Origin of the sequence: Anaerosalibacter sp. Marseille-P3206 (genome assembly GCF_900155565.1) — a bacterium.
Classification (GTDB): Bacteria; Bacillota; Clostridia; order Tissierellales; family Sporanaerobacteraceae; genus FUHM01.
Genome location: NZ_FUHM01000002.1, coordinates 1 through 18,652, shown reverse-complemented (window position 1 = coordinate 18,652; position 18,652 = coordinate 1). Strand labels below are relative to the sequence as shown.

22 protein-coding genes, 13 tRNA genes and 1 rRNA gene are annotated in these 18,652 nt (G+C 29.9%); all 36 read right to left on the bottom strand.

Going from position 1 to position 18,652, the window contains the following annotated elements; genetic code table 11:
• Positions 1-14: 14 nt before the first annotated feature.
• Complete coding sequence (locus BQ9840_RS01245; RefSeq protein ID WP_077367280.1) at positions 15-356, bottom strand: LapA family protein; 342 nt, start codon at positions 354-356, stop codon at positions 15-17.
• A gap of 117 nt (positions 357-473) precedes the next feature.
• The gene (secF, locus tag BQ9840_RS01240) at positions 474-1,373 is read right to left on the bottom strand and encodes a protein translocase subunit SecF (RefSeq protein WP_077367278.1); all 900 of its coding nucleotides are present in this window, start codon (positions 1,371-1,373) and stop codon (positions 474-476) included.
• A gap of 16 nt (positions 1,374-1,389) precedes the next feature.
• Positions 1,390-2,652, bottom strand: a complete 1,263-nt coding sequence (gene secD / locus BQ9840_RS01235; protein ID WP_077367276.1) for a protein translocase subunit SecD — start codon at positions 2,650-2,652, stop codon at positions 1,390-1,392.
• Positions 2,653-2,757: 105 nt separating this feature from the next.
• Positions 2,758-4,113 carry a thioether cross-link-forming SCIFF peptide maturase gene (gene scfB / locus BQ9840_RS01230; RefSeq protein ID WP_077367274.1) on the bottom strand — a complete coding sequence of 452 codons (1,356 nt, stop codon included), beginning with the start codon at positions 4,111-4,113 and terminating at the stop codon, positions 2,758-2,760.
• Positions 4,114-4,188: 75 nt separating this feature from the next.
• The gene (gene scfA / locus BQ9840_RS01225) at positions 4,189-4,329 is read right to left on the bottom strand and encodes a six-cysteine ranthipeptide SCIFF (RefSeq protein WP_077367272.1); all 141 of its coding nucleotides are present in this window, start codon (positions 4,327-4,329) and stop codon (positions 4,189-4,191) included.
• Between the two features lie 71 nt (positions 4,330-4,400).
• Complete coding sequence (locus BQ9840_RS01220) at positions 4,401-4,778, bottom strand: TIGR04086 family membrane protein (RefSeq protein ID WP_077367270.1); 378 nt, start codon at positions 4,776-4,778, stop codon at positions 4,401-4,403.
• A 101-nt stretch (positions 4,779-4,879) separates the two neighbouring features.
• Positions 4,880-5,203, bottom strand: a complete 324-nt coding sequence (gene yajC, locus BQ9840_RS01215; RefSeq protein WP_234978588.1) for a preprotein translocase subunit YajC — start codon at positions 5,201-5,203, stop codon at positions 4,880-4,882.
• 57 nt (positions 5,204-5,260) lie between these two features.
• Entirely contained in the window at positions 5,261-6,379 is a 1,119-nt protein-coding gene (tgt, locus tag BQ9840_RS01210; RefSeq protein ID WP_077367268.1) for a tRNA guanosine(34) transglycosylase Tgt, read from the bottom strand.
• Positions 6,370-7,419, bottom strand: coding sequence for a tRNA preQ1(34) S-adenosylmethionine ribosyltransferase-isomerase QueA (gene queA / locus BQ9840_RS01205; protein ID WP_077367266.1), 1,050 nt, complete (start codon positions 7,417-7,419; stop codon positions 6,370-6,372). Before queA ends, tgt begins: the two co-directional genes overlap by 10 nt.
• Positions 7,420-7,430: 11 nt before the next feature.
• Positions 7,431-8,816, bottom strand: coding sequence for a SpoIID/LytB domain-containing protein (locus tag BQ9840_RS01200; protein ID WP_077367264.1), 1,386 nt, complete (start codon positions 8,814-8,816; stop codon positions 7,431-7,433).
• Positions 8,817-8,831: 15 nt separating this feature from the next.
• Entirely contained in the window at positions 8,832-9,041 is a 210-nt protein-coding gene (locus tag BQ9840_RS01195) for a DUF2905 domain-containing protein (RefSeq protein WP_077367262.1), read from the bottom strand.
• A 12-nt stretch (positions 9,042-9,053) separates the two neighbouring features.
• On the bottom strand, positions 9,054-10,064 hold the full coding sequence (gene ruvB / locus BQ9840_RS01190) for a Holliday junction branch migration DNA helicase RuvB (RefSeq protein ID WP_077367260.1): 1,011 nt from the start codon (positions 10,062-10,064) through the stop codon (positions 9,054-9,056).
• A 20-nt stretch (positions 10,065-10,084) separates the two neighbouring features.
• Positions 10,085-10,666 (bottom strand): Holliday junction branch migration protein RuvA, encoded by a 582-nt coding sequence (gene ruvA, locus BQ9840_RS01185; RefSeq protein WP_077367258.1) that lies wholly within the window; start codon positions 10,664-10,666, stop codon positions 10,085-10,087.
• Positions 10,667-10,680: 14 nt separating this feature from the next.
• Positions 10,681-11,175, bottom strand: a complete 495-nt coding sequence (gene ruvC, locus BQ9840_RS01180; protein WP_077367256.1) for a crossover junction endodeoxyribonuclease RuvC — start codon at positions 11,173-11,175, stop codon at positions 10,681-10,683.
• 157 nt (positions 11,176-11,332) lie between these two features.
• Entirely contained in the window at positions 11,333-11,923 is a 591-nt protein-coding gene (locus tag BQ9840_RS01175; RefSeq protein ID WP_077367254.1) for a BofC C-terminal domain-containing protein, read from the bottom strand.
• A gap of 62 nt (positions 11,924-11,985) precedes the next feature.
• The gene (locus tag BQ9840_RS01170; protein WP_077367252.1) at positions 11,986-12,618 is read right to left on the bottom strand and encodes a CBS domain-containing protein; all 633 of its coding nucleotides are present in this window, start codon (positions 12,616-12,618) and stop codon (positions 11,986-11,988) included.
• 64 nt (positions 12,619-12,682) lie between these two features.
• Positions 12,683-13,411, bottom strand: a complete 729-nt coding sequence (locus BQ9840_RS01165) for a hypothetical protein (protein WP_077367250.1) — start codon at positions 13,409-13,411, stop codon at positions 12,683-12,685.
• A gap of 205 nt (positions 13,412-13,616) precedes the next feature.
• Complete coding sequence (locus BQ9840_RS01160; protein WP_077367248.1) at positions 13,617-14,051, bottom strand: hypothetical protein; 435 nt, start codon at positions 14,049-14,051, stop codon at positions 13,617-13,619.
• 105 nt (positions 14,052-14,156) lie between these two features.
• On the bottom strand, positions 14,157-14,372 hold the full coding sequence (locus BQ9840_RS01155; protein ID WP_077367246.1) for a DUF3006 domain-containing protein: 216 nt from the start codon (positions 14,370-14,372) through the stop codon (positions 14,157-14,159).
• 12 nt (positions 14,373-14,384) lie between these two features.
• Positions 14,385-15,437 carry a ComEC/Rec2 family competence protein gene (locus BQ9840_RS01150; protein ID WP_077367244.1) on the bottom strand — a complete coding sequence of 351 codons (1,053 nt, stop codon included), beginning with the start codon at positions 15,435-15,437 and terminating at the stop codon, positions 14,385-14,387.
• A gap of 75 nt (positions 15,438-15,512) precedes the next feature.
• Positions 15,513-16,148, bottom strand: a complete 636-nt coding sequence (locus tag BQ9840_RS01145; RefSeq protein ID WP_077367242.1) for a zinc dependent phospholipase C family protein — start codon at positions 16,146-16,148, stop codon at positions 15,513-15,515.
• A 105-nt stretch (positions 16,149-16,253) separates the two neighbouring features.
• Positions 16,254-16,787: an O-acetyl-ADP-ribose deacetylase gene (locus BQ9840_RS01140; RefSeq protein WP_077367240.1), complete on the bottom strand. Its 534-nt coding sequence runs from the start codon at positions 16,785-16,787 to the stop codon at positions 16,254-16,256.
• A gap of 208 nt (positions 16,788-16,995) precedes the next feature.
• A tRNA-Arg gene (locus BQ9840_RS01135) sits at positions 16,996-17,072 on the bottom strand.
• Between the two features lie 18 nt (positions 17,073-17,090).
• Positions 17,091-17,164, bottom strand: a tRNA-Cys gene (locus tag BQ9840_RS01130).
• Between the two features lie 132 nt (positions 17,165-17,296).
• A tRNA-Gly gene (locus tag BQ9840_RS01125) sits at positions 17,297-17,370 on the bottom strand.
• A gap of 76 nt (positions 17,371-17,446) precedes the next feature.
• Positions 17,447-17,521 (bottom strand) — tRNA-Gly (locus tag BQ9840_RS01120).
• Positions 17,522-17,524: 3 nt separating this feature from the next.
• Positions 17,525-17,610, bottom strand: a tRNA-Tyr gene (locus BQ9840_RS01115).
• A 24-nt stretch (positions 17,611-17,634) separates the two neighbouring features.
• Positions 17,635-17,710, bottom strand: a tRNA-Thr gene (locus BQ9840_RS01110).
• A gap of 135 nt (positions 17,711-17,845) precedes the next feature.
• A tRNA-Asp gene (locus BQ9840_RS01105) sits at positions 17,846-17,922 on the bottom strand.
• Positions 17,923-17,963: 41 nt separating this feature from the next.
• Positions 17,964-18,039 (bottom strand) — tRNA-Val (locus BQ9840_RS01100).
• 28 nt (positions 18,040-18,067) lie between these two features.
• A tRNA-Glu gene (locus BQ9840_RS01095) sits at positions 18,068-18,142 on the bottom strand.
• Positions 18,143-18,163: 21 nt separating this feature from the next.
• Positions 18,164-18,240 (bottom strand) — tRNA-Met (locus tag BQ9840_RS01090).
• Between the two features lie 13 nt (positions 18,241-18,253).
• A tRNA-Met gene (locus BQ9840_RS01085) sits at positions 18,254-18,330 on the bottom strand.
• A 20-nt stretch (positions 18,331-18,350) separates the two neighbouring features.
• Positions 18,351-18,440: transfer RNA gene (locus BQ9840_RS01080), tRNA-Leu, on the bottom strand.
• A gap of 7 nt (positions 18,441-18,447) precedes the next feature.
• Positions 18,448-18,522 (bottom strand) — tRNA-Asn (locus BQ9840_RS01075).
• 7 nt (positions 18,523-18,529) lie between these two features.
• Positions 18,530-18,646: ribosomal RNA gene (gene rrf / locus BQ9840_RS01070) — 5S ribosomal RNA — on the bottom strand.
• Positions 18,647-18,652 lie beyond the last annotated feature (6 nt).

Sequence of the window (18,652 nt, the reverse complement as noted above, 5' to 3'; positions counted from 1 at the left end):
ATCACCTCAAAATTCTAAGATAATTCTTCATCATTTTCATTTTTGTCTTCAACATTAACATCCATTATATCATTTTCTCTTTCAGCAAGGAGAATTTTGAAGTTATCGTTTTCATTTTTCAAAAATTCATTTGTTTTATTTAGTTCCTTTATCTGTTTTTTTAATTTTATTACTTTTATACTGCCTAGTATTGCTACTATTACAGCGCCTAATATTGCTGATAAAAATATAACTAGTGCTTGAGATATATATACTTCGTTAAAGATAAAGTCAATTAATACTTTGTCTGCATTTTTAAGTGCAAATACAGCTACAATAGTAGCAAACACTAATGATAATATAAATCCAAATTGCATATAAAAAACCTCCTTAGTTACATAATTATATATTATTTTACATATTATTTATCAAAAATGAAAGCCTTTATTTAAATTATATTATAACTAGCAAAAAAAACTGCCTTACGGCAGTTTTTAAGCTTTTCTTGGTTTATAATTTGCATCTTTGCCACTACTCTTTAATAAATACCATATTGGACTAGCAATAAATAAAGAAGAATATGTTCCAGAAATTACACCAATTATCAACGGAAATGCTAGTACCTTAATATCTTCAACACCTAATACATATAATAAAACAATAGTTACCAAAGTAGTCAATGAAGTATTTATAGTTCTTGCTATTGATTGTCTTATACTATCATTTATAAGACTAGAATAATATTCACCATCATGAGAAACTTTTCTTGAACTTTTAGCATTTTCTCTAATTCTATCAAATATTACGATGGTATCATTTATTGAATATCCAAGTATAGTCAATATAGCAGCTATAAACGAACTATTTATTGGTACTTTAAATATCGCATATACAGAAAGTGTTATAAGCACGTCATGAATAAGTGCAATAATTGCTGACAATGCAAATTTAAACTCAAATCTCAAAGTGATATATACTAGCATAGCAACCACAGCTATTCCTGCAGATAACAGTGCTTTTTTTCTAATCTCTGATCCCATAGTAGGACCAAATTTTTGAGATTGAACTAAATCTTCATCTTTTAAATTATATTTTTCTTTAAACTTTTCAAAGATATTATTTATCTCATCATTATTCAAATCCATTTTACTTTTAATAATTATTTCCTCTTTTTCATCTCCAGAGTGAATAATATGTGCTTCTTTATCAAAATCATCAGTAATTTCTCTAACTTCATCTACAGATATTTGTTTACCAATATTTATTTGTATCAACGTGCCACCTTCAAAATCAATTCCCTTTTGAAGACCGTTAACACCTGTCATTATTATACCTAATATTATAATAGCTAAAGAAATGCCAAAGAATATCTTCCTATTTTCAATAACTTTCACTCATCTCACCCCTCTTCTATGCACCATATAGCTTAGTATTTTTAGAATCGATCATATTAGTTGTAAGTTTTAGCAACTGTTTAGTAATAAACACAGCTGTAATCATTGAAGCAATAATACCAAGTACTAATGTAACTCCAAAGCCCTTTATTGGACCAGTTCCAAAAGCATATAATACTCCTCCAGCAATCAATGTAGTTATATTTGAGTCTAGAACTGATGTCAATGCTCTCTTAAATCCAGAGTTTATTGAAGCTTTTATACTTTTGCCAACCTTCAATTCTTCCTTTATTCTTTCAAATATGAGTACATTCGCATCTACTGCCATACCAATTGACAATATAAGTCCACATATTCCAGGCAATGTAAGTTTTACACCTAAAGACTTCATGCCTAATAATACTAACATAATATAAATTGTCAATGCTATATCAGCTACAATACCAGGTACTCTATAGTAAATAATCATATATGCGAAAATAATCATAAGAGCTATAAATGCAGCATAGATACTTTTATCAAGTGCTTCTAAACCAAGAGTTGGCCCTATAACTTGAGATTGAATTTCTTTCATTTCTACAGGTAGTGAACCAGCCCTTATTAAAGTAGCTAATCTAGTTGCCTCTTCAACTGTAAAATTACCTGTTATTACTCCTTTTCCATCATCAATTACAGCTTCTACAACTGGAGATGATATAACGCTATCATCTAATATAATATAGATGATTTTATCTTCTAAATTTGTTTTATCTACTAATCTCTTTGTAGCTTCTGCGAAGTTTTTAGATCCTTCTTTATCAAACTCTAGAGCTACTACAGGCTTATCCCCTTTTTCAGTACTTTGAATTTGAACTTCAGCATTCTTGATGTTCTTTCCTGTTATAACTTCTTTTCCTTCTGGATCCATAAACTTAAGTTGCGCAGTTTTACCTATCATATCAACAGCTTCTTGTACATCTTTTACACCAGCAAGTTCAATTCTAATTCTATCATTTCCCTCAATGACTATATTAGGTTCTGCAACACCAAGTCCATCTACTCTTTCGCTAATTACCGCTTTTGTCTGTTCCATAACCCTTTGTAATTCTGCACCCTTTAAATCAGTTTGTGCTTCAAGTATAACATAAACCCCACCAGCTAAATCCAATCCTAAATCTATTGCTTCTCTTGCATTAGGAATGTGAGTTTTACCAATATTAACTCCATTTATAGCTGTATAGGAGCCAAATACTACTAAAGAAACAATTATTAAAAAAATAATAGTACTCTTAAGCTTCATTCCTCTTCCTCCCTCTATTTAGTAATACTATATAATTATATATATATCCCATAATATAGTCAATCTTAATAATGGATTAATGCATTATTTGCCATAATTCTCAAATTATAAGTTAGCTAATATAGAAATTGCACATTCTATTCTCTTCTTTTCCATTTCACAACCAAGCTTATATGGCTTTGTTATATCATTGTTTGAATAATAAGCATTTGCATGGCAACCACCACTGCAATAATATCTAGCCCAACAATTACTACAATCATCTTTTGTGAAAACATTAGTTTTCTTAAACTCATCTCTGATTGCAGTATTTAAAACACCATCAAAGACATTTCCTAATTTAAACTTTTCTTCTCCTACAAATTGATGACATGGATATAAATCACCTTCAGGAGTTACAGCCATATACTCAGATCCAGCTCCACAACCTGATGCTCTCTTTATCATACAAGGACCTTGCTTTAAATCTATCATAAAATGAAAGAATGTAAAGTCCTTGTCCATTTTTTTGATTCTAATGTATTCTTTAGATAACTTTTCGTATTCCTTTATAATAGTGTCTAAATCTTCTTCCCTTAAAGCATACTCTTCCTTTGGATCAGTAACTACAGGTTCCATAGAAACTTTCTTAAATCCTAATCTATAATATTCTAAAATATCATCAGCAAAATCTAAATTATGCTTTGTAAAAGTCCCTCTAACAAAGTAATCCTTATCTCCTCTTCGTTTTACCATTTCAACAAACTTAGGAACAATTATATCATAACTACCTTCTCCAGAAATGGTTCCTCTCATTCTGTCATTTATTTCTTTCCTTCCATCAAGACTTAGTACTATATTATCCATGTTTTCATTAATAAAATCCATTTTATCTTCATCAAGCAAAACACCATTAGTAGTAATGGTAAACCTAAATCTCTTATTATAAATAGGTTCTAATTCTCTACCATAAGCTACTAACTGCTTTACCACTTCAAAATTCATAAGTGGTTCTCCGCCAAAAAAATCAACCTCTAAATTTCTTCTATTACCTGATGATTTAGCAATAAAATCCAAAGCCTTTTTACCAACTTCTAATGGCATTAAAAGTCTTTCTCCCTTAAAATCTCCTTGAGATGCAAAACAATATTTACAACGTAAGTTACAATCATGAGCTACATGAAGACACAATGCTTTAACAATATTTTGTGGATTGTAATCAAATTCTTTTAATTGTACTCCTTCAGAAAAAAGCATACCTTCATCACATAATTTTTTTATTTCATTATATGCTTCTAAAATATCTTCTTCCTTATATTTATCCTTTAGTATGTTAATAATTTCACTTAAACTATGGTCTTCATAATAATCAATAATACTAAATACTAGCTCATCTACTAAATGTACAGAACCACTATTTATATCTAATACTATATATTTATCATTAAGATAAAACTTGTGAATTTTTTCGCTTTTTAGCATATGACTCCTCCTATTTGATTAAAAAGAAAAATAAATTAAAAAGCAGTGGATTTAACCACCACCTTTTTAAAAAAACTATTTGTTCTCGCACTTTTGATTACCAACAGTACAAGATGTCTTACAAGCTGATTGGCAGGAAGTTTGGCATTCTCCGCATCCACCTTTTGCAATAGTTTCTTTTAAGTTTCTTCCACCTAAAGTTCTTATGTGTTTCATATCCTATAAACCTCCTTTACTAGCGTTGGTACTTTTCTGATTATATCATAAAATTATTTACAATTAAAGTTTTATTTTAAATTTATTCCAATCATCCCTCCTATGATACCAGTTACAATTGATACCAACAGTTTAGTAAATGAAAAAATACTAAAATTGGAATCTTTCATAAAAAATTTATTCAGTAATAATAGTATCACAAAGTACAAAATTCCAATTATCATTCCATTAAGCCAACCTTTTTCTCCTATTTTAAGAGTTAAATAAATAGAGGCTATAACAATACTCCCTATCATGACAATAGAATTTAAAATAGGAATCATACTTTCCTTTAGTGAGGTAAATGTTAATAATAATGAAAATATCAACATCATAATAAAAGTAACAATGTAAGCTAAAGCTATTCCTTTCAATGTAAATAATGCATACATCGAATTCTTTTTATTCATTTATTTCACCCCCTAAAGAATGTTTATTTTCGAAGATTCAAATATATTACACTTAAATTGACAACAAAAAAACTTCCATTAAACAGGAAGTTTTTTTAAAATTATTTTTCTTCATTTTTATCTTGATTTGAATCTTTTTTGTTATCTTCTTTATTTAATTCTTTTTTATTAATAACACTACCAACTGCCCACTTTGTAATGTCGAATCTAGTCTTATCAGATCCTACTTCTATTGAAACCATATCTTCTTTTACCTTAATTACCTTACCAAAGATACCGCCAATAGTTATAATCTCATCACCAACATTTAGTGAATCTCTCATCTCTCTAATTTGCTTTTCTCTCTTTTGTTGTGGCCTAATAGTCAAGAAATACAATATTAAAAAGAAGACAACTAACATAATTATACTTTGAAATCCTTGCAAAATTATCCCTCCTTTGATTATTATTATTCAACATAAAAATCAAAAATCCTTCTACTATTAATTAATATATCCATATTTTTTATAAAACTCTTCTTTATATTGTAATAATCTATCTTCTTTTATAGCTGTTCTTATGTTTTCCATAAGTTTTATTAAAAAATGTAAATTATGAATTGTAGCAAGTCTTGCTCCTAAAATTTCATTTACATTAAAAAGATGTCTAATGTAAGCTCTAGAATAATTAGTGCAAGTATAGCAATCACATTCAGGATCTAATTTGCCAAAATCTCTTTTGTATTGTGCATTTTTTATCACTAGCTTTCCATGACTTGTTAGTACTGTGCCATTTCTAGCAATCCTAGTAGGTAATACACAATCTGCCATATCTACACCACTTATTACAGCTTCAAATAGATAATCAGGAGATCCTACCCCCATTAAATATCTAGGTTTATTTTTAGGCAATAATGGTGTTGTAAAATTAAGTATATCTACCATAAGTTCCTTTGGTTCCCCAACACTTAATCCACCTATTGCATATCCTGGCAAATTTAAATCTGTAATATCTTTTGCGCTTTGTTCTCTTAAGTCTTTATACATACCACCTTGTACTATACCAAAAAGTCCTTGCGAATCCCAGTTTTGATGATAATCCTTACATCTTTTTGCCCATCTTGTGGTTCTTTCCATAGATTTTTTTGAGTATTCATAGCTACTAGGATAAGGTGTACATTCATCAAAAGCCATCATAATATCTGAACCCAGTGAATTCTGTATTTCTATTGATTTTTCAGGAGATATAAAATGTTTTGATCCATCTATATGAGATCTAAACTCTACTCCTTCTTCTTCTATTTTTCTAAGCTTTCCTAAACTAAATACTTGAAAACCACCACTGTCTGTAAGAATAGGTAGATCCCAGTTCATAAACTTATGCAATCCTCCAGCTTCTTCAACAATTTTATGACCTGGCTTTAAATATAAATGATAGGTGTTACCAAGTATTATTTGAGCTCCCAAATCTTTTACTTCTTCTGGCGTCATAGCTTTAACTGTAGCTCTCGTGCCTACAGGCATAAATATTGGAGTCTCTATTATTCCATGAGGTGTATGTAACTTTCCCAATCTTGCATTGCACTCACTTGATTCTTTGATTAATTCAAAACTTATAGCCATTCCTTACCTCCTCCCTTTATAAACATTGCATCTCCAAAACTAAAAAACCTATATCTTTTCTTAACAGCTAAATTGTAAGCTTCAAGTATTTTTTCTCTTCCTACTAATGCACTTACTAACATTATCAAAGTTGATTCTGGTAAATGAAAATTAGTTATAAGACAATCAACTACTTTAAACTCATAACCAGGATATATAAAAATATTAGTCCAACCACTTTTAGGTACAATATACCCTTCGCTAGTTCCTATAGATTCTAATGTTCTTGTAGAAGTAGTACCAACAGATATTATTCTACCACCATTTTTCTTTGAATCGTTTATAACCATAGCAGCTTCTTCTGATACTTCAAAATACTCTGAGTGCATATGATGATCTTCTATATCTTCTTCCTTAACTGGTCTAAATGTACCAAGGCCAACATGCAAAGTTATATAAGCTATATTAACGCCTTTCATCTCAATCTGTTTTAATAGCTCTTCAGTAAAATGTAATCCTGCAGTAGGCGCTGCTGCAGAGCCATTATTCTTTGAATAAACAGTTTGGTACCTTTCCCTATCCTCAAGTTTTTCTTTAATATATGGTGGTAATGGCATTTCTCCCAATTTATCTAAAATCTCTTCAAAAATACCATCATACTCAAATTCTATAATCCTTGTTCCATCCTCACTTATATCTAATACTTTTGCACTTAGTTCTCCATCTCCAAAAATAATATTTTTGCCACCTGGTCTAACCTTTTTCCCAGGTCTTACTAATGTTTCCCATTTTGTCTTATCTATTCTTCTAAGAAGTAATATTTCTATACTCTCATCCTTACCTTCTCTATGTCCAAAAAGTCTAGCAGGAATTACCCTAGTATCATTTAATACAAGACAATCACCAGGTTCTAAATAAGATATTATATCTTTAAAATATTTATCTTCAATATCTCCTGTATCTTTATCAATAACCATTAACCTAGACTCTTCTCTATTTTCAACTGGATGTTGTGCAATAAGCTCCTCAGGTAAGTAATAATTAAAGTCTTCTTTTTTCATATCATCATCCCTTATCTATATTCTGTTGTAAGTTCTACACCATTATAATAGTGTTTTAAAATTTCTTCGTAACTATATCCTAATTCAGCCATTTTTCGTGCCCCCCACTGGCTCATTCCTACTCCATGACCAAATCCCTTTCCTTTTATAACGAACTGCTTGTCAGTAATATTTACTTCATGTTTTATTTCTTCAATGCCGTTATTAGTTAAAACTCTACTATTGCTACCCCTACTACTTTGTATTCTCTTTTCCTCATCATTAATCACATGTAAATCTTTTATATTAACCTTTATAGGTTTACCTAGCTTTCCATCAATTACATAAACATCTTCAACACCATCAAAACTATTATTACCATTAATAGCTTCTATATTAAAAAGATTACTTTTTATATCACTATATCCTAGAACCTGTCTAATTTTATTTTTCTCCAATATATGTTCACCATTAGTACCTATTATTTTAAGAGAATCCACTCTGCCACTCTCCGTCTTATTTACTGGTACAATAGATGAAATCTCTCCAATATTAACACCTATTTTCATTAGTTTTGTTTTTATATCACCATTTGACAATACTATTTGCCAATCAGTATTTGGTGCTTCATTTGAAAATTCATCATTAACAGCTTTTAAATAAGGAACAGAACCTCCCCAAACATTTTCACTATTCTCTGTATATCCACCACTATTCGAATGATATGTAGCATTAATAATTTCACCATTATATTTAATAACAATTCCTATAGTCTCATCTACAGCTCTGTTAGTATTGTCAGTTTCTCTATCATATCCTCCATAAACTTGACAATCAGTAGAATCGCATAAATTATATCCACTTAAGATATGCTTATTCATATTTGATAAAGCAAAATTTCTAGCAGCTATAGCTTGAGCTTTCAATGCCTCCATAGGAAAAGAAGAAGGCATCTCCATTGGAACAACCCCATATAGATAATGATTAAGAGAAACACAATTAATCACTTCTATTCCATTAGCCACTCTATTAAACATAAAAAAATCTCTATATTTATCTTCTTCTATTTTTAATACAGAATTATTGTAATCTGTAGAAGAAATATATATATTATCACTATTACCAAAAGAATACAAGGTATTATTGTTTTTATCCTTTATATCTAACAAATCATTTTCACCTAAAGTAATGATTATTTCTTGTTCTTGAAGTTTGTCCAATTCTGTAAAATAGGTATCATAAGAATATATAGTAAAACCATATTCACTTTGCAAATTTATTGTATTAGTAGACTTAATTGGCTTTTGTAATTTTACCTTTATAAAATTTTCAAGATACATATTTTCTGCAAATGAATATGTATATGTTAAATTTATAATTACTACTATCATTATTAAAAATATCATATTTTTTTTCATGATTTATTATCCCCTCTATCTTTTAAAAATATTCAATATAATAGTCAATATCAAACTAATTATTATAGAAGAAACAATTGGAAAAAAGAAAGTGAAATTACCCTTCTGGATAAAAATATCTCCTGGAAGTTTACCTAAACCAAACTTTTCACCAATTATCAATAGTGCACCAAAAATCAGCAATGTTATTCCTATGTAAACGAAAAATTTACCAAATTGATTCATATTCTATCCCCTCTATTCTTCATCATATGGAATATTAAAATGCTCATAAGCCCTTTTAGTAGCTATTCTACCCCTTGGCGTTCTATTTATAAAACCCATCTGAAGTAAATATGGTTCATAAACATCTTCTATAGTAGTTTTTTCTTCACCTGTAGTTGCAGATATAGTATCAAGCCCTACAGGACCTCCCTCAAAGTTTTCAATCATAGTCAAAACAATCTTTTTATCTACATTGTCTAAGCCTAATTCATCCACTTCTAACATTGTAAGAGCTTTTTGTGCAACTTCAAAAGTAATTATGCCATTTTCTACAACTTGTGCATAATCTCTAACTCTTTTTAATAGTCTATTTGCAATCCTTGGTGTTCCCCTAGATCTTTTAGCTATCTCTAAAGCTCCTAAACTATCAATCTCAACATCTAATATATTCGCCGATCTTTCTACTATCTTTGTAAGACTGTTTTCATCATATAAATCAAGATTAAGTATAACACCAAATCTATCTCTAAGTGGTGATGTAAGAAGTCCAGCCCTTGTCGTAGCACCTATCAAAGTGAATTTAGATAAATCAAGGCGAACTGATCTAGCACTAGGCCCTTTTCCAATTATAATATCTAAAACGTAATCCTCCATAGCTGGATACAAAATTTCTTCTACACTTCTATTAAGCCTATGAATTTCATCTATAAATAATACGTCTCCTTCTTCTAAATTAGTAAGCAAACTAGCTAAATCACCTGCCCTCTCTATAACAGGACCAGAAGTTACCCTAATATTAACTCCCATTTCATTAGCTATGATATTAGCCAAAGTCGTCTTTCCAAGGCCTGGAGGACCATATAATAGCACATGATCAAGAGATTCATTCCTCTCCTTAGCTGCTTTAATAAATATATTAAGTTTTTTCTTAACTTTATCTTGGCCTATGTATTCATTAAGCCATTTAGGTCTTAAAGTCAGATCATTTTCAATATCTTCCTCTTTAAGTGAACCTGCAACAATTCTATTATCAGTATTATTCATAATACTCATACCTTTCCATATTATTTAGACAATCTTTTTAACGCACTCTTAATAATCTCTTCAGTATCTAAGTCTTCTGTATCGATTTTAAACAAAACTCTATCAATTTCTTTCTTTGTATACCCTAATACCATTAAAGCATTAATTGCTTCTTCTATACAATTATCATCTAAAAAATTAAAACTATTGTCAACAGCAATATTATCATCTATTCTATCTTTTAATTCAAGTATAATACGATTAGCTGTTTTTTTACCTATGCCAGGAGCTTTACATAAAACTTTTACATCATTATTAAGAATAGCTAATTTAATATCATTGTAGCTCAATGTAGAAAGTACACCTATAGCAGTCTTTGGACCAATTTTCGATACTAATAGTAATAGTTCAAACATTTCCATTTCTTCTTTTGAAGAAAATCCAAATAAAAATATACCGTCTTCCCTTACATTAAGATATGTATATATCTTTACATCTTTTTTTAAATCTAAATTTGATAGCGAATATTTAGAAGTATAAATTTTATAACCAATATTATTGTTTTCTACAATCAAACAATCTTCATAAACATCTACTACTTTCCCTATAATATATTCATACATCAAAAGCACCCCTATTATTTCATTTTAAACATTTCTTTAAATTTCAATGAATATCCATGACACAAAGCAACAGCAAGAGCATCAGCAACATCATCTGGTTTTGGTATTTCTTTTAAATTAAGTAGCATTTTAACCATTTCTTGCACTTGAGCTTTTTCTGCTCTCCCATAACCTACAACCCCTTGCTTAATTTGTAAAGGTGTATATTCATATATATCTATTCCCTTGTTAACAGCTGCAAGTACCTCAACACCTCTTGCTTGTCCAACTTTAATTGCAGTTTTAACATTTTTATTAAAAAATAATTCTTCTATAGCCATATCTTCTGGACTATATTCTTCAATAATGCAAGACATCTCTTCATAGATTATTTTTAATCTATCTGGAAAAGGAGTCCCAGCTTCAGTAATTATTGCCCCATATTCTAAAGCTTTAAAACTATTTCCATTACATTCTATAATACCATATCCTACAATTGCAATACCTGGATCAATCCCTAAAATAATCATAATAATCTCCTTTCATATGTCTACTCATCTATTTTAACATATTTAAACACAAAAGAACAAAGGTTTCTATATAAGAATTAATAATATCGATACCTTTTGGACGAAGGTAGACATTATAAAAAAGGCTAAGTTAATATATTGTAACTTAGCCTTTTTTTCAACTAATAAAGTTTTCTAGCACGTCTGAAAGCTCCTCTTCAGTATCTACAACTATTCCCTCTTTTAATTTTTCTTGATCAATCTCTTTAAGTAGTGACAATGGATAGTCTTCAAGTATTTTAAATAATATTTTTTCTCCAGTATCATTTATTTTATATACTGCTATTTTACCTTCTGATTCACCAATTATATAATGATTTGGACATAGTGTATCCTTATTCTCTCTTAAAACAATTTTCCCAACTGAAAATGAGATAATCCTTATTTCAGGATGATTTTTTTTAGTATAATCCTCAAACTCCTTTTCAGTCATATTTATTATATTATTATCAACTTTAATATTCTGTTTTATAGTGTGTCTACATTTTTTATAATAAACTTCCTTTTCAATGCAAGTATTTGGTGAAATCCTAACCTCTTCCTTTATTATTTCTAATCCATCATTTCCTGACGAACTATTATCTAATACTGTATTATCATTTAGCTTTTTGTTCATATTCTTTCCTGTAAAATAATAACCATAGAAAAAACTACTTAAAAATAGTAACAAACAACTTATGAAAATTATAATTATGTTAGACTTTTTCATAAAATATCCCTCCAATACTATCTAGAGGGATATTTTTGCCATAATTCTAAAAATTATACATATTATTTTACAATGCCAGCAACTTTAAATCCTGCTTTAGCGATTTTATCTACTAAATCTCCTACATCATCTGTATCTACTCTTATTACCACCTTATAAACATCAAGAACTTTAGCATCCATTACAGCTAAATTTAGTATATTTACGTTCTCTTTTCTTATTACTTCTGTTAATTTTGATATTTGACCAGGTATGTCAAATAAATTAACCATGATCCTTGTACCTTTTCCAAATCCAAAGATTTCTGAGAATGCATTAAATATTGCAGTATGCGTTAATATACCTACAAACTTTTTATTTGTATTAAATACTGGTAAAAACGGTGTTCCAAATTCATTTAATAAATAAGATGCATTTTCAATTAACTCATTTTCTAAAATAGACTTAAATTCATCTATATATAAATCCTTTACCTTTACTTCTTCCATAAATTGATTCTTATCCATACAACCCGTTTCAAAATAATGCCTGTAAATAGCTTCTTTCATCAATATCCCTTTGAAAATTTCACCTTCAAATACAGGTAAGGATAAAAAATCACCCTTATTAATTTTTTCTAATGCACTCCCTATACTTTCTTCAACATAAACAACTGTAAGTTTTTCTTTTGGTAACATATGATTTTTTACGTACATTAAATTGCCTCCTTTCATGTATTAATTATAATATTCAATATAATTTTTAAAATTCCTTCTATCATTAAGAATATCTTTTTAAAACTTTATCATTTAATCCTAACCAACTAGAATCTTTATATGTTTTAAACATGTTTTTATATAAATACTTGGTAAGAATTTCATATAGTTTATTTAAACTATCTTCATCAAAAAAAGCTTGTTCTTCTCTTATAAAACTAAAATCAAAATCCATCTTTAATTGTATATCTAAATATTTATTTAAATTCTTAATTTTATTCATAATAATCTTTTCACAAAACAAAACAATTACATTGTCTATATATTTATTTTGCTCTTCTTTAGAAATAAGTTCAAATTCAAATCTATACTTTAAATCTCTTATAATCTTGTTTTCAGTATCAAAATGAAACAAATACTTTTTTTCATACATTTCTTCTATTGTATAATAATTCAAAGTCTTTTCCTCTAATACATTTACCCACTTATTATTAAAATAACCATATTTATATCCTTCTAAATAAAAATATAGTTCTAAACGATCAATATCTTCAAGTATTAAATATATAATCTTACTAGCCACTAAATCCCTATCATCTCTATACCTTAATAAACTTTTAATTCTTTTCTTAATCTCTTTAGTACAAATATATTTCGGACAAATATTAGTTATATTCTCTTCCAAATCATACAAGTTTAGGAGGATATGTATAGAGTCTATGTCATTATGAAATAAAAAATTATATTTTAAACCTTCATACATATGACATAAACTAACCATTGATGTTGCCATTTCCTAATCCTCCTTAATATTTTCTAGCATAGTAAAAATAGATACATATCATTATACTACATTATTTTTAAATATTGTGTAAAAAAAAGATTTTTTCTTGTATTAATTTAAGTTTTTTAAAAAAAAGATTCCAAACTGAAGAAATTTAACAACTAAAATAACCTTTTATAGACTATAAAAAATAGGGAAACTTACATAAGCTTCCCTATTTTTTACTAGATAAAATCTTCATTATAGTTGTATAACTTAAATTACTTTTTAACACATAATCTCCAGGTAATAATCTTTTATCCATATTATTATCTTTTACAAATTGAATAAACTCCTCTTTGTCTTCTATTATTCCACTTTTAAATAGATTATTTGCTATCTCTACTAATGGTTGTCCTGAATTAACAGTAAATTTTATTTCCTTCTGTGTCTTTGTTTGAGTTTCTTCTTTCTCAATATTTTCCTTCCTGTTAGTATTTAAAGACTCCTTAATAGTTACCATCCCTAGTTCAGTTGCTTTTTCAATTATTTCTTCATTAGTATACTCCTTATATTTTACATTTGGTTTTAAAAAGAAGAAAAGACTAGTTACAATAATTCCTATTCCTACACCAAGTAAAATATAAAAATCATATACGTTTCTTTTCAATGTAATTCCCCTCTCATGGATGCTTGATTACATTTTACTACAAATTTCTTTTAAAGTAAAAATATATTCTCTTCTTTTACATCAAAATCTTTTTTCATTCCTTAATCAATGGTTTTCTTTTAAATCATTAAATAAATCTTCAATTGACTTTTTTCGTTTAGCTGTTTCTTCTGACAATATTATATAATTGCCATCTATTAATTTTACTATATCTCCTTCCTTAATGCCCTCTGGCATGAGTTCTATTTTTATATCAATCATTTCACCTTCCACTTCTAGAACTACATATTCTTCTTCTATTCTATCAACAACCCCTCTCAAAACATTCCCTCCTTATTCAACGCATCTACCATGTGGTTTATACCCATTTTTTTGAGCTTCCATTTTGCTTTTAAAAATAATACGATTTTCTTCATTTGGCAATTGAGAACAATTTGAACTATGATATACTTTTGTATTTATATTTCCAATAAAATATTCACCATCTTCATTATCATTATTTACTTCATTTTTGTTCAGTAATTTAATGTTTTTCCCATCTGAAATCATTACAATACTTCCTAATTCATCTGTTCTTAGTATAGTAATCCTATGATTTTTAAGCTTATCGATAGTTTCTCTATGAGGATGACCATATGTATTATCTGAACCCAAACTAATTACACCATACTTTGGATTTACGTTGGTTAAAAATTCTTCTGTAGTTGATGTACTTCCGCCATGATGCCCTATTTTGAGTACATCACTAGAAAGATTAAAACCTTTTTCAATCATTTCTGTTTCAGATTTTTCCTCTGCATCTCCAGTAAATAAAAATGAATTTTCTTTATAAGTTATTTTTGTTACTATGGAAAAATCATTGGTTTTTGAGTAATCATCGTCATTTGGTGCTATAATTTCATATTTTAAATCATCATTATTAAATATTATATCTCCACCCTTAGGAGTATTTATATTTAATCCGCTTTCTTTAATTGCTAATAGCAATTCTTCAAATATAGAAGTGTTAGCAGTTTTATTAGGCATATAAACTTTACCTATTTTAAAATTTTTTATTACCTTTGGCAATCCTCCTATATGATCCTCATGGGGATGAGTTGCTATCAGATAATCAATTTTTTCAATATCTAGCCCTTTTAAATACTTAACTACACAATCTCCGCTTTTTCTAGTTCCACCATCAATTAGAGTAGTTTCTCCATTAGGAAACTTTATAAATATACTATCCCCTTGACCTACATCTATAAAGTGTACAATTAAATCTTCATCATTTATATTGTTATTAGAAGTTGCTACATTTTCTGCTTCAAAATCACAAGCTGTTAATATTAGACTTATAATTAGAACTAAAAATAATACCTTTTTGTATTTTTTAAAAATATTCATATTCAGCCTCCTATAGTTACTACATACTATTATTATATTTAATTAATAGAAAAGTCTTCTTATTTATAAGAAGACTTAAAATTGAAATGCAAATTCCCTGCTCTTAGCTTCACTATATGCAGTTACTGTATCAATTATAAAACAAGTCATTTTTAAACTAAATGAATTAGCAAAATCAAGATCACTTTCAAAACCATTATTTGTTGAATATTGTTCAACAACCTCTTCTATATAAGATTTTATTAAGCTTTTTAGATTTATAATTTTCTCTTGGAAAATATCAATATCTTCTATAATTATAACATTCTTCTTAAACTCATAGTTCTTAGCATATTCATTAAGTTTTGACTCATATGAAATATGTTTTAACATATTTCTTGTAAACGTCCATCTCTCAGAATGAGGGCGGCACACAAAATCGCTTAAATAATGAGATATTATCCCTATCTTTTTACTAATATATTTCATTGTAATTGGATCACACTTAGATCTTAAATCACAATATCTACTAATGAAAATCAATTTAACTATTTCATTTACTACATAATTTAAACTCTCTTTTTGATAGTGTCTATGAAGTTTAAATTGTGGCAATATATCAGGAGCTACAGAGCCCCAAAGTAGTTCATCGCTATTTAATTTAATACCATAAATTTCTTCAACATTTTTATAAATATTAGTAGCTATTAATTTATGAGTAGCTCCAAGCATTTTCAACACTTCCTTAATTTTTTTGCAATCTAATAAAATATTATATTAAATAGGATGAAAAGTCAACAAAAAATTCCATTTTACATAATATTACATTCGTATTGTTTATTTGTTAAGTATAGTTGATAGCTTTTTTTCGTAAATATTATAATCTGATTCATTAAATAATACAAATGTTATATCTATTACAAAATCATTATCTTCTATAAAATCAATAACAGCTTCTATGGCTATTTCCGCTGCTTCTTTTATAGGATACCCATAAGCACCTGTAGAAATCGATGGAAAAGCAATAGATTTTAGATTATATTCTCTGGCAAGGATTAAAGAATTATAATAGGCATTATAAAGAAGTTCTCCTTCTCTATTTTTTCCGTTTTTGTATATTGGCCCTACCGTATGTATAACATATTTACTAGCCATTTTACCTGCCGTAGTAATTCTAGCTTCTCCTGTAGGACATCCCCCTATTCTTTTACATTGCTCCAATATTTCAGGACCACCTGCTTTATGTATAGCCCCATCTACCCCTCCTCCTCCAAGAAGTGTACTATTAGCAGCATTAACTATTGCATCTACTTTTTGTACTGTTATATCTCCTTTGACTATTTTTATTATAGAATCTTTACATTTAAACATTTCTATATCAACCTCCCATATATATACTTCTAATTATATTTGTAAATTCCTTCTTCTTTATTAATAATTAATTATATTATATAATAATTTAACATGAATATGGAGGTTGATTAAATGATTTATAGCTAATGTAATAATAGATGGAAAATAGATGAACAAATAAAAGTATTAATTTTAAAAAAACCTTGCAAAATAAGCAAGGTTTTTCTGGTGTACCTACAGGGACTCGAACCCTGAACCTCTTGATTCGTAGTCAAGCACTCTATCCAGTTGAGCTATAGGTACATGTAATATATTATATTATGGAGGCGGCACCCAGATTTGAACTGGGGATAAAGGTTTTGCAGACCTCTGCCTTACCACTTGGCTATGCCGCCATTTAAACTTATTTAATAAAAAAGTTTATCTTAAAGCCAACGGCCCGACTAAGCGATTCACACCAAATCAAAGATTTGGGTTCTCTGCTTATGCCTTACCACTTGGCTATGCCGCCATTTTTTTATATGACTTGGAGCGGGTGAAGGGAATCGGACCCTCGCAACCAGCTTGGAAGGCTGGGGCTCTACCACTGAGCTACACCCGCATACTAATTACTAATTATTGATTTGTTATCATATTATGTTTATATTTAATCTTTAGTTACCCTTTTTATTGAAAAATGGAGCGGAAGACGGGATTCGAACCCGCGACCCTCGCCTTGGCAAGGCGATGCTCTACCACTGAGCCACTTCCGCAAATGGTGGAGGAGACTGGATTCGAACCAGTGAAGGCGTAGCCAACGGATTTACAGTCCGTCCCCTTTAGCCAACTCGGGAACTCCTCCATATCTTTCCTTTAAATACATCAATGGAGCTGGTGAGAGGACTTGAACCCCCAACCTACTGATTACAAGTCAGTTGCTCTGCCAATTGAGCTACACCAGCATAAGCGCTTACGCGCAATTTTAAATTGTAAATGTCAAATTGTGAATTATTTAATAGCAAAATTTCATGTTTTTAATCTTTTAATTTACAATTCACAATTTGTAATTTATAATTCGCTACCGTAGGTAGCATATTTGGCGACCTGGAAGGGACTCGAACCCTCGACCTCTAGCGTGACAGGCTAGCATTCTAACCAGCTGAACTACCAGGCCACATAAGCCTTACGGCAATTTTCAACACGTAGTGTTGAATTTGGTGGGCGCAATAGGGCTCGAACCTATGACCCCCTGCTTGTAAGGCAGGTGCTCTCCCAGCTGAGCTATGCGCCCTAATCCTAACTACATTTAATAGTTAAATTGGTGACCCTACCGGGATTCGAACCCGGGATACCGCCGTGAAAGGGCGATGTCTTAACCGCTTGACCATAGGGCCTTGTACTATTTAATGAAATCATGGTAGCGGCGAACGGATTTGAACCGCTGACACTGCGGGTATGAACCGCATGCTCTAGCCAACTGAGCTACGCCGCCATGTATTAATTTATGGTTGCGGGAGCCGGATTTGAACCAGCGACCTCCGGGTTATGAGCCCGACGAGCTACCATACTGCTCCATCCCGCGATAGTATTTTACAATACTGTTGGTGCCGGGAACCGGAATCGAACCGGTACGATCTTTTAAGGATCGCAGGATTTTAAGTCCTGTGCGTCTGCCTGTTCCGCCACCCCGGCAGTATTATGGCTCCCAGGGTGGGATTCGAACCCACAACCTACCGGTTAACAGCCGGGTGCTCCACCGTTGAGCTACCTAGGAATATATGATCTGGCAACTTCCTACTCTCCCAGGGCGTCACCACCCAAGTACCATCGGCGTTTAGAGGCTTAACTTCTGTGTTCGGTATGGGAACAGGTGTGACCCTCTAGCCAACGTCACCAGATATTTG